A 14,390-nucleotide genomic window follows, 5' to 3' on the forward strand; every position below is an offset into this window, starting at 1 on the left:
TCACGACGTGCGATGTGGAACTGCCTGGGGCAGAGGATGTTTCAGCGGGTGGGCGCGCTCGTCGTCGAGCGGACGACGAGGGAGGGCTGGAGGCGGTGGCGGACCGGGTCGGTGCGGTCGGCGCGTAGGCGTTCGACGAGTGCTTCGACGGCCAGGCGGCCCATTTGGACGCGGGGCTGGTCGATGGTGGTCAGGGAGACGTGGCGCAGGGCGGCTAGGGAGGTGTTGTCGTAGCCGACGATGGAGACGTCGCCGGGGACGTGCAATCCGGCCTCTTCCAGCGCGGACATGGCGCCGACGGCGTTGAAGTCGTTGCCGCAGACCAGGGCGGTGGGGAAGTTGTTGCGGGAGAAGAGGTTCAGCAGCTTCTGCACGGCGGCCATGCCTGCGGAGTCGGTGTGCTCGCTCGGGACGACCATCGGTTCGAGGCCGTGCCGTTCCATCGCGGTGCGGTAGCCCTTGCGGCGGGGGGCGGCGCTGAACGCGGTGCCGCCGTCGAGGTGCACAATGCGCCGATGGCCAAGGGAGGCAAGGTGATCCACCGCGAGACCGGCACCGACCTCGCCGTCGTCGTTGACGGTGTCGACGTCGGCGAGGCTGGAGCTGCGGGACACCAGGACCAGCGGAGCCTGTTGTGCCGCATCGCGAATGGCGCCGGCAGGCAGGATGGGGGAGAGCAGGATGATGCCGCCGGGGCGGAACGCGAGCAGGCTCTCCAGGGCGGTGCGCTCGCGGGCGGCGCTGCGGCGGCCGGTGTTGAGGATCAGCTCGAGGCCGGATTCCTCTGCGGCGCTGTCCATTCCCTCGACGACATCGGCGAAGAAGGCGTTGTGCAGGTCGGAGACCATGACGCCGACGATGTTCGAGGTTCGGCTGGCCAGCGAGCGGGCCATGATGTGCGGCTGGTAGCCGAGGTCTTTGGCAGCCGCCAGCACTGCGCGGCGCCGGTGATCGCTCACCTTCGGTGAGTCGCGCATCACGAGGGAGACGAGGGCGCGGGAGACGCCGGCGCGCTCGGCGACGTCTTCCATGGTCGGTCGCGCCATGCCGCCTCCGTTCCGCGTTCGATGATCCGTGCAGTGTCGGACGTTACAAGGTTGTCGGGCGCGAATCAATAGAGCGCTCTAATCGGACTTTCTTCACTATCCGAGTTCTCGACGTTTCCGCTGGATGATCGGATATTACCTGGTAGTAGCGATATTCTGGCCAACGGTGCGCCTCTTGACACACTATGACCCACGTTACATAGTTGGAGCGCTCCAATCGCTTGGAGCGTTCAACTCGACATCGAAGGTCGGAGAAGTCCTGATGACCGAACCGCTCTACCCGCTGCGCCTCGCGGCCGCCCCCATCTCCTGGGGAGTGTGCGAAGTTCCCGGCTGGGGTCACGTGCTCGACGCGCACACCGTGCTCTCAGAGATGGCCGCGCTCGGCCTGTCCGCGACCGAACTCGGCCCGCCCGGCTATCTTCCGCGCGACCCGGACGAATTGCGCTCGTTCCTCGCGACATTCGGCATTTCCGCGGTCGGCGGATTCCTGGCGCTGGTGCTGCACGAGGATCCGGAGAGCGCGATCGCGGCGGCGAGGGAGAACGCCGCGTTGTTCGCTGCGACCGGGGCCGATGTGCTGGTGCTCGCCGCCGCGACCGGGCTCGGTGGATATGACGCTCGCCCGCAGCTCAGCGCGGACGAGTGGCGCACGCTCATCGACACTTCCGCCGCGATCCGCGACATCGCCGCCGAGCACGGTCTGCGTGCGGTGTTGCATCCGCACGTCGGTACGCACGTGGAGACCGAAGCCGAAGTCGAACGCTTCCTTGCCGATTCGGACCTCGACCTCTGTCTCGACACCGGTCATCTGCTGATCGGCGGCACCGACCCAGTGCTGCTCGCGCGGCGATATGCCGACCGGATCGGGCACATCCACCTGAAGGACGTGCGCAGCGCGGTCGCCGACGAAGTACGTGGCGGTGCACTGGAATACAGTGAGGCCGTGCGCCGCGGGCTGTATGCCCCCCTGGGCGAGGGCGATGTCGACATCGCCGCTCTGGTACACAGCATGCAGGCCGCCGGATACGACGGCTGGTACGTGATGGAGCAGGACACCGCCCTGCGGCCGACCGACTCGGCAGAGCTGCCGAGCCGGGACACCGAACGCAGCCTGCGCCACCTCGCGGCGCTCGCGACTTCCGCCGCACGAATCTAGTTGGGAAGTGATGACAACGATGTCTCTTCGAGTACGCCGAGGGTGGCAGCGATCGGGCCGGTTGGTGCCGTGGCTCGCCGCCGCCGCGGTGCTCGCCGCGTGTAGCGGGCCGGGCGCTGACGTGCCCGCCCCGACCAATTCGCCTGTCGCCGCAGGCAAACTGAACTCTGTCGCGGTGGTGACGCACGGCAGCCCCGGTGACGCGTTCTGGAACGTGGTCAAGAACGGTGCGGAGGCCGCGGGCAAAGACCTCGGCGTCCGAGTCGAATACAACTCGGCTGGCGATCCGGGCCAACAGGCGAAGCTGATCGACAACGCGGTCGCGCAGGGCGTCGACGGACTCGTCGTCTCGATGGCCAACCCCGACGCGCTACGGCCCTCCATCGAAAAGGCCAGGGCCGCAGGGATCCCGGTGGTGACGATCAACTCGGGGGAGAGCGAGAGCGTCAAGTACGGCGCCATCGGCCATGTGGGACAAAGCGAGTCGCTGGCCGGGCAGGCGGCGGGCAAGCGCCTCGCCGACGCCAAGAAGACCAAGCTGCTCTGCGTGATCCACGAGGCGGGCAATATCGGCGCCAACCAGCGGTGCGAGGGCGCGACAAAGGCCTTCGGCAACGGTACGACGCTGCAGGTGGACATCAACAACCCGACCGACGCGCAGTCCCGCATCAAGGGCGCGCTGGAGGCGGACAAGTCCATCGACGCTGTGCTGACACTCAATTCGCAGGTCGCCGCTCGCGCGGTGGACGGGGTGAAAGAGGCGCAGTCCGGCGCGACGGTCGCCACATTCGACCTCAATACCGATGTGGTCGAGGCTATTCGCGCGGGCAAGCTGTTGTTCGCCGTCGACCAGCAGCAGTACGAGCAGGGCTATCTGCCCGTGGTGCTGCTGCAGGCATACCGGACGAACCTGAACACCGTCGGTGGTGGCACACCGGTGCAGACGGGTCCCGCCTTCGTCGACAAGAGCAACGTCGATGCCGTCGCCGCGCTCGTGGCGCAGGGCACGCGCTGAGGCCAGGGAGTGGATGAAATGACTATTGCCACAAAGGCATCCGAGACCGATCCGGCAGCCGAACCGAAGGGGCCGACGCTGATGCAGCGAATGGTGGTCCGGCCGGAGATCGGTGCCGCGCTCGGCGCGCTACTCGTGTTCGTGTTCTTCTCGATCATCACCGATCGATTCCTGAGTCCGCTCGGCGTCGTGACCTGGCTGGACGACTCGTCCACGCTCGGCATCATGGCGGTCGCGGTGGCGCTGTTGATAATCGGCGGTGAATTCGACCTGTCGGCCGGTGTGATGACGGCGTCGACCGCGTTGGTCACCGCGCTGCTCGCGGTGCACGCGGGCTGGAACGTCTGGTTCGCACTGCTGGCCTCGTTGGTGCTCGCGCTGCTCGTCGGCGCGTTCAACGGATGGCTCGTGATGCGCACCGGATTGCCGAGTTTCATCGTCACGCTCGGCACTTTCCTTGCACTGCAGGGCCTGAACCTCGGCGTGACTCGAATGGTCACCGGAACTGTTCAGGTGTCGGGGATTCGGAGCGCGGACGGCTACAACTCGGCGGGCTGGGTGTTCGCCTCGACGCTGAACATCGGTGACGCCCGGATCCAAGCGTCGGTCATCTGGTGGGTCGTGTTGACCGTGATCGCCTCGATCGTGTTGGTGCGCACCAGGTTCGGCAACTGGATCTTCGCGGTCGGCGGCGCGCTGCAGAATGCGCGGGCGGTGGGCGTCCCAGCGAATCGGACGAAGATCGTGCTCTTCATGACCACGGCGTTCGCCGGGTGGGTCGTCGGCTCCTGCAGCATTCTGCGATTCGCCAGCGTGCAGGCGAATCAGGGGGTGGGCCTCGAGCTGCACTACATCATCGCCGCGGTTGTCGGCGGTTGCCTGCTGACCGGTGGTTTCGGCTCGGCCGTCGGTGCCGCGATCGGTGCTCTCATCTTCGGCATGGCCCGGCAGGGAATCGTGTTCGCGCGCTGGGACAGTGACTGGTTCATGCTGTTCCTCGGCGTGCTGCTGCTGGCAGCGGTGTTGGTCAACAACAGATTCCAGAAGCGAGCCGAAAGGGTACGCCGATGAGTGCACCACTGATCGAGGCCGTTGGTATCGGCAAGAGCTACGGCGGGGTCGTCGCGCTGCAGGACGTGTCCACCGTGGTGAACGCGGGGCAGGTCACCTGCATCCTCGGCGACAACGGCGCGGGCAAGTCGACGCTCATCAAGATCCTCGCGGGCGTGCACCAGCACGATCGCGGCGAGCTGCGGATCGACGGCCAGCCGGTCCGATTGTCCTCGCCGCGTGCGGCTTTGGACCATGGCATCGCGACCGTCTATCAGGACCTGGCGGTGGTGCCGCTGATGAGCGTCTGGCGTAACTTCGTGCTCGGCTCGGAGCCGACGACCGGACCGTTCCGGTTGCTCGATCGCCGCAAAGGTCGGGATATCGCCCGACAAGGGTTGGCGGACATGGGCATCGAGATCCGCGACATGGAGCAGCCGGTCGGCACGCTGTCCGGCGGTCAGCGGCAATGCGTCGCCATCGCGCGGGCCGTGCACTATGGCGCCAAGGTGCTGATCCTGGACGAACCGACCGCCGCGCTGGGCGTGAAGCAGGCCGGGGTGGTGCTGAAATACGTTGTCCAGGCCCGTGATCGTGGCCTCGGCGTCATTCTCATCACGCACAACCCGCACCACGCCTTCCCGGTCGGCGACCGGTTCCTGCTGCTCAAACGCGGCACGGTGCTCGGCTCGTACGAGAAGGACCAGATCGACCTGCCGGAGCTCACCCGGCAGATGGCGGGCGGCGCCGAGCTGGACGCGTTGCAGCATGAACTGGAGCGGGTGGTGTCGTGAAGGATTTTGCAGCGAGGTCTGGCGGGCGGCGGGCCGGACGTCCGTCCCCGAGCCGCATTGGACCGCTTCGGCACGACGCTCTCGGTGCCGAGCGATGTGGACCAGATCTAAGGCAACGACCGGTCGCCGTGCCTCGACGGGGGGCGGTGCGATGACCGGTGTGGAAGCCTTGACGATCGGGCGGGTAGGAGTCGATCTCTACCCGCAGCAGAGCGGTGTCAGGCTGGCCGAGGTGCAGTCGTTCGCGAAGTTCCTCGGCGGCACCGCGACCAATGTCGCGGTGGCGGCCGCCCGGCTCGGTCGCCGCAGCGCGGTGCTGACGAAGGTGGGCCCTGACGGTTTCGGCGACTACGTCCGAACGGCGTTGGCGGACTTCGGTGTATCGCCGCAGTATGTTTCCACTGCGCCGGATCTGCTGACGCCGGTGGTGTTTTGCGAACTGAACCCGCCTGCCGACCCGCCATTGCTGTTCTACCGCGCGCCCCTCGCGCCGGATCTCACTATCACCGAGAACGAGGTGCCGTGGGATCTGGTGGATTCGGTTCCGCTGCTGTGGGTTACCGGTACCGGGGTGAGCGCCGAGCCTGGACGCACCACCCAGCGCAGGATTCTCGAACGGCGCGACCGGCGCGGGCACACCGTGCTCGACCTCGACTACCGGCCGATGTTCTGGCCGGACGCCGAGACCGCCCGATCCGAGATCGGCTGGATGGTCGACCACGTCAACGTGGTCGTCGGCAACCGCACCGAGGTCCAAGTCGCCGTGGGCACAGCCGATCCCGACGAGGCCGCCGACCGGCTGCTGGCTCGCGGCGTCCGTCTCGCGGTGATCAAGCGCGGCGCCGAGGGCGTGCTCGTCGCCACCGAGTACGAACGCTGGACGGTGCCACCGTGCCGCGTCGAGGTGGTGTGTGGACTCGGGGCCGGTGACGGCTTCGGTGGTGCGCTGGTCCACGGCCTGCTCTCGGACTGGGACCCGCACCGCATCGCCACCTACGCGAATGCCGCCGGCGCTCTGGTGGCGTCACGGTTGGCGTGCGCGGACGCCATGCCGACGAACTCGGAGATCGAAGAACTGCTGTGCCGCTGAAGCGGCCGGCATGCACAAAATTGGAGGAACTACGGTGCATTTGACCGACGAACGCTGGCGCGAGCTGCTGCGCGTCCGCGCGACGGACCCGGCGGCGGTCGAGCGGGCATATGCGAAACGGGTCCGGCGCCCTAACCTGCTGGCGGACAAGGACACCCTGTTCCTGATCGCCGCGGACCACCCGGCCCGCGGCGCCCTCGGGGTCGGCTCGGACCTGACCGCGATGGCGGACCGGCGCGCGCTGTTGGAGCGGCTGCTGATCGCGCTGGCCCACCCGGACGTCGACGGCGTGCTCGGCTCGCCGGACGTGGTCGAGGAACTGCTGCTGCTGGACGCCCTGGACGACAAGGTCGTGATCGGTTCCATGAACCGCGGCGGACTGGCGGGCGCGGAGTGGGAGATCGATGACCGCTTCACCGGATACGACGCGGACTCGCTCGCCAGATTCCGCCTCGATGGCGGCAAAATGCTGCTGCGCCTTGTCGATTCCGACGCGGGCACGGTGCCGACGCTGCAAGCCTGCGCCCAGGCGGTCTCCGAGCTCGCGGCCAATGGACTGATGGCCATGGTCGAGCCACTGCCGTACCACCGCGACGAATCCGGTGTCCTGGTGATGAGCAAGGACGCGGCCTCACTGGCCCGTGCCATCACGGTCGCCTCCGGTCTCGGCGTCACCTCTGCCTACACCTGGCTGAAGATCCCTGCCCCGGAAGATATCTCGGTCCTCGATGCGACGACTCTGCCGGTCGTCGTCCTCGGTGGCGCCCCTTCCGGCGACCAGGTCGCCGACATCGCGTACTGGGACGGCGCTCTCGGCCACGACGTGGTCCGCGGCCTGGTAGTCGGCCGAACCCTGCTCTACCCGCCCGACGGCGACGTCGGCACCGCGGTGGATGCGGCGGCCAAGATGCTGAAGGAGACCCGATGAGCCACAGCCGCCTCGTGGACGTCGGCATTGGCCGTTCGCCGCGCACGAATCATCGCGGCGCAACCTGGGCGGCGCTCGGCTCAGGGTCGGCGGCCACCGGCCGAAACGGAGGAGCGCGATGAAGCTGCATCGACCGGCGGGAACGCTCAGCGGCAGTGGCGATTCGGTCCACCTCACCCCGGAAGACGCCGGGTGGACCTACACGGGCTTGCGGGTGCTGAACCTGCGCGCCGGTGCGGCCCGGACGCTCGAGACGGGGGAGTTCGAGGCGTTCGTATTGCCCCTGGCGGGGTCCTGCACAGTGCGCGTAGACGGCATGACGTTCGAATTGTCCGGCAGGGACTCGGTTTTCACCCGCGTGACGGACTTCGCCTACGTCCCGCGTGACGCGCATGTCGAGCTGGTAGCCGAGGGTGATGTGGAGCTCGCGCTCCCCATGGCACGCTGTACGAACCGCCTGGATCCGAAATACGGTCCCGCCGAACAGGTTCCGGTCGACATCCGCGGTGCGGGGCAAGCCACCCGCCAGGTCACCAACTTCGGCGTCCCCGGCAGCTGGGACCACGCCGACAAACTCAACGCCTGCGAACTGATCACCCCGGACGGCAACTGGTCCTCCTACCCGCCGCACAAGCACGACGAGGCGAGCGACTGCGAGGTCGTCAACGAGGAGATCTACTACTTCCGGATCGCCGGCCGGGACGGCATTAATCCGTCACGTGACGGATTCGGAATGCATCGGACCTACACCGCGGACGGCACCCTCGACGAAAACGTGGCGGTGCGCGGCGGCGACGTTTTTCTGGTCCCGCACGGCTACCACGGCCCATGCATCGCCGCGCCCGGCTACCCGATGTACTACCTCAACGTGCTCGCCGGTCCGGCCGCGGAGCGCTCGATGGCTTTCTGCGACGACCCGGCGCATACCTGGGTGCGCGGCAGCTGGGACGACGAACCCCTCGACCCGCGCTGCCCGGTCACCAACCACAAAGGACGGCTCGGATGAAACTGACTGCGGCACAGGCGTTGGTGGCCTGGCTGGTCGCCCAGCGCTCGGAGACCCTCGATGGCCGCGAAGTACCGTTGTTCCCTGCCGTTTTCGGCATCTTCGGGCACGGCAACGTACTCGGCCTCGGCACCGCTCTGCAGGAGCGAAGGGACGAAATCCCGGTCTGGCGCGGGCATACCGAGCAGGGCATGGCCCTGGCCGCCGTCGGGTACGCCAAAGCGACCCATCGTCGGCAGATCGGGGTGGCCACCTCGTCGATCGGCCCCGGCGCGCTGAACATGGTGACCGCCGCGGGCGTCGCGCACGCGAATCGCCTTCCGCTGCTACTGCTTCCGGGCGACACCTTCACCACGCGCGCACCCGATCCGGTGCTGCAGCAGGTCGAGCACTTCGGCGACGCGACCGCGACGGTCAACGACGCCTTCCGCGCGGTGAGCCGCTATTTCGATCGAATCACCCGCCCCGAACAGCTGATTTCCACGCTGCCCCAGGCGGTCCGGGTGCTCACGGACCCGGCCGAGGCCGGCCCGGTCACCCTCGCGCTGCCGCAAGACGTGCAGGCAGAGACCTACGACTTCCCCGACGCGCTGTTCGAGCCGGTCGTCCACCGCATCCTGCGTCCACGCGCCGACGAGCGCGCGCTGACCGACGCCGCCGCTGCGCTGCGCGACTCGACGCGGCCGCTGCTCGTCCTCGGCGGCGGCGTCCGCTACTCGGGTGCGGCCGGCATCGCTCTGGAATTCGCTGAGCGCCATGGCATTCCGATCGTCGAGACGACAGCGGGCCGCACCCTGGTGCCGCACGACCACCCGCTCTACGCCGGTCCGCTCGGCGTCACCGGCTCGACCTCGGCCAACGTGCTGGCCGCCGAGGCCGACCTGGTCCTGGCCGTCGGCACGCGGCTGCAGGACTTCACCACCGCTTCGTGGACCGTTTTCGCGCCGGAGGTCCGCCTCGTCACCATCAACGCCGCCCGGTTCGACGCGGTCAAGCACGGTGCGCTGGCGATAGTCGGCGATGCCGACGCCACGGTCCGTGACCTGGCCGAACGTACCCAGACGTGGCGCGTCGAACCCGAATGGACCGCACGCGCCGCCGCCCAGCGCGGCACCTGGGATGCCCACATCGACAAGCTGCGCGCCCACACTCCGGGCACCCCCAGCTACGCCCAGGTCGTGGGCATCGTCAACGAGCTCAGCACACCGAACGACTACGTCATGACCGCCTCGGGCGGCATGCCGGGCGAACTCGTCGGCGGTTGGCGCGCGGCGGGCGGTACACCCACCATGGACGTCGAATACGGATTCTCTTGCATGGGTTACGAACTCGCGGGAGCGTGGGGCGCGGCCATGGCGCACCCCGGCGGCGTGGTCACCACCATGCTCGGCGACGGCTCGTATCTGATGCTGAATTCCGAACTGTTCTCCGCGGCTTTCGCGGGCCACCCATTCGTCGCGGTCGTCTGCGACAACGACGGTTACGCGGTGATCGCCCGCCTGCAGGAGGGGCAAGGCGGCGCACCGTTCAACAACTTCTACGCAGATTGCCGCAGTACCCACGACGAGCCGCCGCGAGTGGACTTCGCCGCGCACGCCCGCGCGCTGGGCTGCGCCGTCTTCACCGCCGCCGATCTCGACGAATTCCGCGGTGCCTACGCCGAAGCCCGGGAAACCGCGGTCCGCGAATCCCGCCCGGCCGTGCTGGTGATCCGCACCAAGCCGTCGTCTTGGACGGAGGCGGGCGCCTGGTGGGAGGTCGGTGTTCCCGAGTATCTGGCCGGTCGCGCCGCCCATGACGAGGCGAAGCCGCGCCAGGTGCGTTACCTGCGGCCCTGAATACGAGACACGACGTGGGGGCTGCACGATACGGCGGAAAGTCGTAGGATGACTTAACGGCGCGTTAGTGCGCTGGTAGCGATGGCCTTTGCGGCACAAGATAACTGGGACGTGGCCGAGCATCGGCGACTACCTGCGTCGAGAAGGGGAAGGCCTGTGCGGACCGAGGCGAGCAGAGCGGGCCGGTGACCCTGAACCGGGTCGACCACACCGCGTTGGCGCTGTGGGCGGCGGCGTGTGCCGAGCACGTGCTGCCGCTTTTCGAGCGCGCGCGCCCCGGCGACGCGCGACCGGCCGCGGCGATCGAGGCCGCCCGCGCCTGGGTGCGCGGCGACCTGACGATGCCCGAGGCGCGCAAGGCCGCGTTCGCCGCTCACGACTCCGCCCGGGAGACCGACGGCGCGGCCGGTTCCGCTGCGCGGTCGGCCGGGCACGCGGCGGCGACCGCGCATGCCGCGGGCCACGCGGTGCATGCGGCGAACTACGCGGTGCAGGCGGCACAGGCGGATTCGTCGGAGGGGGACGACGAGCGCGCCTGGCAGGAAGCTCAGGTACCTGAACGCCTGTTCCGGGTGGTTTTCCCGGATCTTGGCCTGTCAGAGCATGGGAGGTGAAGACAACATTGCCTCGTCAGCGTTGTTTTGCTCACAGTTGACCGAGGAACATGTGGAGAAATTCGTCGGATCATGGCATCGTTGATCACGAGACCAGGCCATTCCATTTGGCAGAATCTGGCTCGTCTACAGAAGGTATGAAATGGCTCAGGGCATTGTGAAGTGGTTCAACAGCGAGAAGGGCTTCGGCTTCATCGCGCAAGACGGCGGAGGCCCCGACGTCTTCGTGCATTACTCGGCCGTTAGCGGCGCGGGTTTCCGGTCCCTCGATGAGGGACAGCGCGTGGAGTTCGAGATCGGCCAGGGCCAGAAGGGCCCGCAGGCGCAGGACGTTCGCGTCCTCTGATCTGATCGCTCCTAAGCTTTGAAAGGCCCCACACCGGCATGGTGCGGGGTCTTTCCCCATTTCAGGGGCGTCTTACGCCTTGGTGAACACCACATGGGTGACCGCGGCGGAGCGGACCACCGAGCTGATCGCGTAGCCGGGCAGCGTGCCGAGCTCGTCGTAGAGTCGCTCGCCGCCGCCGAGCAGGATCGGCACCACGGCCAGGTGCATCTCATCGACCAAACCCGCCCGCAGGAACTGGCGCACGACCGATGAGCCGCCGCCCAACCGGACATCCTTGCCGTCGGCAGCTTTGAACGCCTGCCGCAACACCTCCTCCGGGGTGTCGTCGACGAAGTGGAATGTGGTCCCGCCTTCCATCGGCAGCGACGGCCGGGGGTGGTGGGTCATCACGAATGTGTCGTGGTGGTAGGGCGGGTTGTCGCCCCACCAGCCCTGCCATTCCTCGTCCTGCCACTCGCCGCGAATCGGGCCGAACATGTTGCGGCCCATGATGGTTGCGCCGACACCGACAGCGCCCGCCTTGATGAAATCGTCGTCGATGCCGGTCTCACCGCCCTCGGTGCCGGACCAGTCGTGGCCGGTTCGGGTGGCGAAGACCCACTCGTGCAGGCCCATGCCGCCTTCGCCGATCGGGTTGTCGGAGGTTTGGTTCGGTCCGGCGACGTAGCCGTCCAGTGAGATGGCCAGGTTGTGTACGCGGAGCTTCGCCATGATGCCGTCTTTCTCTCTACTGCTTGCAGTTTGCAATCGCTTGCGTAGAGACTAAGCGCAACTGGTTGTATATTGCAAGCAGAAGTTCGAATCGGTTTCGCGGCGAAGGAGCGGTAGATGCGCGAAGTGGGACGCTCGGGGTGCCCGATCAACGCGACGATCGAGGTGATCGGCGATCGGTGGACCCTGCTGGTGCTGCGGGACGTGATGTTCGGCAACCGGCGCTATTTCCGGGAGCTGCTCGCCGGATCGGAGGAGGGAATCGCCTCGAACATCCTGTCCGACCGGCTGAAACGGCTGGTCGCGGCGGGTCTGCTCAGTCGCGAGGACAGCAGGCCCGGTCAGAAGGCGGAATACCGGCTGACCGAGCCTGCCATCGAGTTGGTGCCGGTGCTGGCGCACCTCGGCGCGTGGGGGTTGCGGCACCGGCCGACCACCAAGCAGTTGCGAGTGCGGGCCGAACTGCTCGAGGAGGGCGGCCCCGAACTGTGGGCGGAGTTCATGGACGAGCTGCGCGAGTCCCATCTCGGCATTCCCCGCCCTGACCCGGACCGGCCGACCGCGACGCACCGGCTGGCGCAGGCGTACGCGGCGGCCGTCGCCGAATCGTAAATGCGCGGTTACGACTGTGCGGTGGCCTCGGCCCGGAAGAACTCGGCGGTGAGACTCCTGGCCCGGTCGAGATCCGGATCCACCGTCTTCGGGAAAGCGGCTGCGGCCAGCTCGAATTCGGACTCGATGAACGCGGCGATCGGCATCGGCACTGTCCCGCTGCCCATTTCGCGGGTTCGCGACTTGAGCTCGGTCAACTCCGCTACTGCCGCAACAAGATCGGCGGGCAGGTCGGACTCGGCCATCAGTGTCGGCAGGTGCATCGGCGCGACCGCCACACCGGGGTGCTCGCGTAGCCAGCGCAAAGCCATTGCCGGGCGCAACGAATAGAAGACCTTCTTCAGTGATCGGTTGCGGTCGAACAACTCCCACTGCTTGCCGCCTAGATGTAGGTAGTGCCTGGCCACTCGGTGGCGGTCGGCGACCTGATCGGCCAAGGCGCGCAAGTCGTCTCGGAACCGGCTGTCACCGCGATACACGATCGGCGACATCAGCCATTCGATGAGCACGGCATTGCCCGCGACCAGCAGGCGCAGCGCCTTGGCCAGGTCCCAGCCGTTCACGTCGAGCAGCCCGGACAGCGGCGTCTCGAGCACGTCGCGGGTGCGCCACGGCGACAGATAGGTATCGAGGTTCGCGACATAGACGAACCGGCAGTCGTAGTCGGAATCCGGTGACGGGAAACCCCAAGCCCGGCTGCCGCTTTCGATGGCGAGCCGAATCGAGACGCGGCGCTCGCGCTCGATGCCGGCCAGCTCGAGGTCGATGGACCCGACCACCGTCGGGTCCATCGAAGCGGGGATCGCGCGTAGGGCCATGCCATGGATGCTAGGTCCCCCATGATCGACACCGCACCTGGTTTTTCGCTATCTCCGCAGCTTGGAGGCTTCCGACGAGCGGCTTGCCGCAGCGATCGTCAGTGCGGCGAGCACCAGCGCGCCGCCGAGCCACATGGCCGAGGTGACGCCGAACGCGTCCGCGGTGCGTCCGCCGACCGATGCGCCAAGGGCGATGGCGGCGTTGAAGACGCCCGCGTTCAACGAGGACGCCGCCTCTCGTGCATCGGGTGCGGCGGCGAAGACCCAATTCTGCGTGGTGACCGACACGCCGCCGTAGGACAGACCCCACGCCACCATCAGCACGACGGCGAGCCAAAGCGAGCCCCCGAGCATGGGGATCAGCAGCACGGCGCCGGCCAGCGGGATGCTGATCGTGATCAGCGTCCGGCGCGGGCTGCGGACGCCGGCGGTGCCCGAGCCGAAATTGCCGAGCACACCGGCGATTCCGTACACCAGGAGCAGGGTGCCGATGGTGCTCGCGCCGACGCCAGTCACCTTCTCCAGCAGCGGACGGATGTAGGTATAGGCGGCGAAGTGTCCGGTCACCAGGAACGCGACAACCACCAGCGCGGTACGCAATGGGGGCCTGCGGGTCAATCTCAGTACCTCGCGGAGCGGAACCGCCTGGGCAACAGTCGATCTCGGTAGCAGTGCGGCGGTGGCGACAAGCACCACCACCGCGAGACCGGCGGCGACGAGGAAGGCCGCACGCCACCCGGCGATGGCGCCGAGGTAGGTCCCCGCGGGGACGCCGATCACCGAGGCCACCGCGACGCCGCTGTAGACCAGCGAGGTGGCGGGCCCGATCGACCGCGCCGGTACCAGCCGCGCCGCCATGCTCGCCGCGATCGCCCACACCCCGCCGATGCCGATGCCGATCAGCACCCTGGCCCCGATCATGACGCCGAAGTTCGGCGCCCATGCCGCGCCGAGATTCCCGAGCGTCAGCACCGCGAGCAGCACACAGAGCACCAGCCTGCGGTCGGTGCGGCCGAGCGCGGCGGTGATCAGCGGTGCCGAGAAGGCGGCGACCAGGCCGGTGGCGGTCAGGGAGAGCCCCGCCGCACCCTCGGTGACCCGCAAGGTGCCGCTGATCGGGGTGAGCAATCCGACCGGAAGCATTTCCGAGGTGACGGCCGTGAAGGTGGCCCCGGTCACGGCCACGACGCCGAGCCAGCCGCGCAGCGCCGAATCGCGCGCTGCCGGTGCTGGACTCGCGATTCCTTGAACCTGTGTCATGGCTCCAGCCAACTGATCATCCCGGGCGGAAACAACGGCGAAGGTCTCATCGTTCTATGAGCTGAACTCATCGACGCTGGAGAGGGAGCCCATGAGCGAG

Annotated in this window: 15 protein-coding genes; 11 read left to right on the forward strand and 4 right to left on the reverse strand. The window is 67.8% G+C overall.

All coding sequences use genetic code 11. From position 1 onward, the window contains the following. Positions 1-41 precede the first annotated feature (41 nt). Positions 42-1,046 (reverse strand): LacI family DNA-binding transcriptional regulator, encoded by a 1,005-nt coding sequence (locus tag ACIBCN_RS14970; protein ID WP_396992108.1) that lies wholly within the window; start codon positions 1,044-1,046, stop codon positions 42-44. Positions 1,047-1,308: 262 nt separating this feature from the next. Here ACIBCN_RS14970 and ACIBCN_RS14975 point away from each other — a divergent pair, with 262 nt between their 5' ends. The 10 genes from ACIBCN_RS14975 (at position 1,309) to ACIBCN_RS15020 (ending at position 10,886) form a co-directional block, all read left to right on the forward strand. Beyond that, the gene (locus tag ACIBCN_RS14975) at positions 1,309-2,205 is read left to right on the forward strand and encodes a TIM barrel protein (RefSeq protein ID WP_396992109.1); all 897 of its coding nucleotides are present in this window, start codon (positions 1,309-1,311) and stop codon (positions 2,203-2,205) included. Positions 2,206-2,224: 19 nt separating this feature from the next. After that, positions 2,225-3,220 carry a sugar ABC transporter substrate-binding protein gene (locus tag ACIBCN_RS14980; RefSeq protein ID WP_396992110.1) on the forward strand — a complete coding sequence of 332 codons (996 nt, stop codon included), beginning with the start codon at positions 2,225-2,227 and terminating at the stop codon, positions 3,218-3,220. A gap of 18 nt (positions 3,221-3,238) precedes the next feature. Further along, positions 3,239-4,291: an ABC transporter permease gene (locus tag ACIBCN_RS14985; protein ID WP_396992111.1), complete on the forward strand. Its 1,053-nt coding sequence runs from the start codon at positions 3,239-3,241 to the stop codon at positions 4,289-4,291. Further along, entirely contained in the window at positions 4,288-5,064 is a 777-nt protein-coding gene (locus ACIBCN_RS14990) for an ATP-binding cassette domain-containing protein (RefSeq protein ID WP_396992112.1), read from the forward strand. The genes ACIBCN_RS14985 and ACIBCN_RS14990 overlap by 4 nt, the downstream gene beginning before the upstream one ends. A gap of 151 nt (positions 5,065-5,215) precedes the next feature. After that, positions 5,216-6,154: a 5-dehydro-2-deoxygluconokinase gene (iolC, locus tag ACIBCN_RS14995; protein ID WP_396992113.1), complete on the forward strand. Its 939-nt coding sequence runs from the start codon at positions 5,216-5,218 to the stop codon at positions 6,152-6,154. A 10-nt stretch (positions 6,155-6,164) separates the two neighbouring features. Then, positions 6,165-7,082 carry an aldolase gene (locus ACIBCN_RS15000; RefSeq protein WP_396992114.1) on the forward strand — a complete coding sequence of 306 codons (918 nt, stop codon included), beginning with the start codon at positions 6,165-6,167 and terminating at the stop codon, positions 7,080-7,082. A gap of 118 nt (positions 7,083-7,200) precedes the next feature. Then, a complete protein-coding gene (iolB, locus tag ACIBCN_RS15005; RefSeq protein ID WP_396992115.1) occupies positions 7,201-8,088 on the forward strand; it encodes a 5-deoxy-glucuronate isomerase in 888 nt (295 codons plus the stop codon). After that, a complete protein-coding gene (gene iolD / locus ACIBCN_RS15010; protein ID WP_396992116.1) occupies positions 8,085-9,926 on the forward strand; it encodes a 3D-(3,5/4)-trihydroxycyclohexane-1,2-dione acylhydrolase (decyclizing) in 1,842 nt (613 codons plus the stop codon). The genes iolB and iolD overlap by 4 nt, the downstream gene beginning before the upstream one ends. Before the next feature lie 185 nt (positions 9,927-10,111). Then, a complete protein-coding gene (locus ACIBCN_RS15015) occupies positions 10,112-10,540 on the forward strand; it encodes a putative immunity protein (RefSeq protein ID WP_396992117.1) in 429 nt (142 codons plus the stop codon). A gap of 142 nt (positions 10,541-10,682) precedes the next feature. Continuing rightward, a complete protein-coding gene (locus ACIBCN_RS15020; RefSeq protein WP_054814460.1) occupies positions 10,683-10,886 on the forward strand; it encodes a cold-shock protein in 204 nt (67 codons plus the stop codon). 72 nt (positions 10,887-10,958) lie between these two features. Here the strand turns inward: ACIBCN_RS15020 and ACIBCN_RS15025 are convergent, their stop codons facing one another. Next, complete coding sequence (locus ACIBCN_RS15025; RefSeq protein WP_396992118.1) at positions 10,959-11,600, reverse strand: dihydrofolate reductase family protein; 642 nt, start codon at positions 11,598-11,600, stop codon at positions 10,959-10,961. Positions 11,601-11,717: 117 nt separating this feature from the next. Between ACIBCN_RS15025 and ACIBCN_RS15030 the strand changes: the two genes are divergently transcribed. Beyond that, the gene (locus tag ACIBCN_RS15030; RefSeq protein ID WP_396992119.1) at positions 11,718-12,212 is read left to right on the forward strand and encodes a winged helix-turn-helix transcriptional regulator; all 495 of its coding nucleotides are present in this window, start codon (positions 11,718-11,720) and stop codon (positions 12,210-12,212) included. Between the two features lie 8 nt (positions 12,213-12,220). On the opposite strand, the gene ACIBCN_RS15035 is transcribed toward ACIBCN_RS15030, so the two are convergent. Both ACIBCN_RS15035 and ACIBCN_RS15040 read right to left on the reverse strand, forming a co-directional pair. Continuing rightward, positions 12,221-13,030 carry a DNA polymerase beta superfamily protein gene (locus ACIBCN_RS15035; RefSeq protein WP_396992120.1) on the reverse strand — a complete coding sequence of 270 codons (810 nt, stop codon included), beginning with the start codon at positions 13,028-13,030 and terminating at the stop codon, positions 12,221-12,223. Between the two features lie 48 nt (positions 13,031-13,078). Then, positions 13,079-14,290: an MFS transporter gene (locus ACIBCN_RS15040; protein ID WP_396992121.1), complete on the reverse strand. Its 1,212-nt coding sequence runs from the start codon at positions 14,288-14,290 to the stop codon at positions 13,079-13,081. Positions 14,291-14,390 lie beyond the last annotated feature (100 nt).

Origin of the sequence: Nocardia sp. NPDC051052 (genome assembly GCF_044456045.1) — a bacterium.
In the GTDB taxonomy this organism is placed as follows: domain Bacteria; phylum Actinomycetota; class Actinomycetes; order Mycobacteriales; family Mycobacteriaceae; genus Nocardia.

What these genes read in the sequence shown, in the direction of transcription:
- ACIBCN_RS14970 (WP_396992108.1), bottom strand. Translation starts at nt 1,046, where the DNA reads ATGGCGCGACCGACCATGGAAGACGTCGCCGAGCGCGCCGGCGTCTCC.
- ACIBCN_RS14975 (WP_396992109.1), top strand. Translation starts at nt 1,309, where the DNA reads ATGACCGAACCGCTCTACCCGCTGCGCCTCGCGGCCGCCCCCATCTCC.
- ACIBCN_RS14980 (WP_396992110.1), top strand. Translation starts at nt 2,225, where the DNA reads ATGTCTCTTCGAGTACGCCGAGGGTGGCAGCGATCGGGCCGGTTGGTG.
- ACIBCN_RS14985 (WP_396992111.1), top strand. Translation starts at nt 3,239, where the DNA reads ATGACTATTGCCACAAAGGCATCCGAGACCGATCCGGCAGCCGAACCG.
- ACIBCN_RS14990 (WP_396992112.1), top strand. Translation starts at nt 4,288, where the DNA reads ATGAGTGCACCACTGATCGAGGCCGTTGGTATCGGCAAGAGCTACGGC.
- iolC (WP_396992113.1), top strand. Translation starts at nt 5,216, where the DNA reads ATGACCGGTGTGGAAGCCTTGACGATCGGGCGGGTAGGAGTCGATCTC.
- ACIBCN_RS15000 (WP_396992114.1), top strand. Translation starts at nt 6,165, where the DNA reads ATGCACAAAATTGGAGGAACTACGGTGCATTTGACCGACGAACGCTGG.
- iolB (WP_396992115.1), top strand. Translation starts at nt 7,201, where the DNA reads ATGAAGCTGCATCGACCGGCGGGAACGCTCAGCGGCAGTGGCGATTCG.
- iolD (WP_396992116.1), top strand. Translation starts at nt 8,085, where the DNA reads ATGAAACTGACTGCGGCACAGGCGTTGGTGGCCTGGCTGGTCGCCCAG.
- ACIBCN_RS15020 (WP_054814460.1), top strand. Translation starts at nt 10,683, where the DNA reads ATGGCTCAGGGCATTGTGAAGTGGTTCAACAGCGAGAAGGGCTTCGGC.
- ACIBCN_RS15025 (WP_396992118.1), bottom strand. Translation starts at nt 11,600, where the DNA reads ATGGCGAAGCTCCGCGTACACAACCTGGCCATCTCACTGGACGGCTAC.
- ACIBCN_RS15030 (WP_396992119.1), top strand. Translation starts at nt 11,718, where the DNA reads ATGCGCGAAGTGGGACGCTCGGGGTGCCCGATCAACGCGACGATCGAG.
- ACIBCN_RS15035 (WP_396992120.1), bottom strand. Translation starts at nt 13,030, where the DNA reads ATGGCCCTACGCGCGATCCCCGCTTCGATGGACCCGACGGTGGTCGGG.
- ACIBCN_RS15040 (WP_396992121.1), bottom strand. Translation starts at nt 14,290, where the DNA reads ATGACACAGGTTCAAGGAATCGCGAGTCCAGCACCGGCAGCGCGCGAT.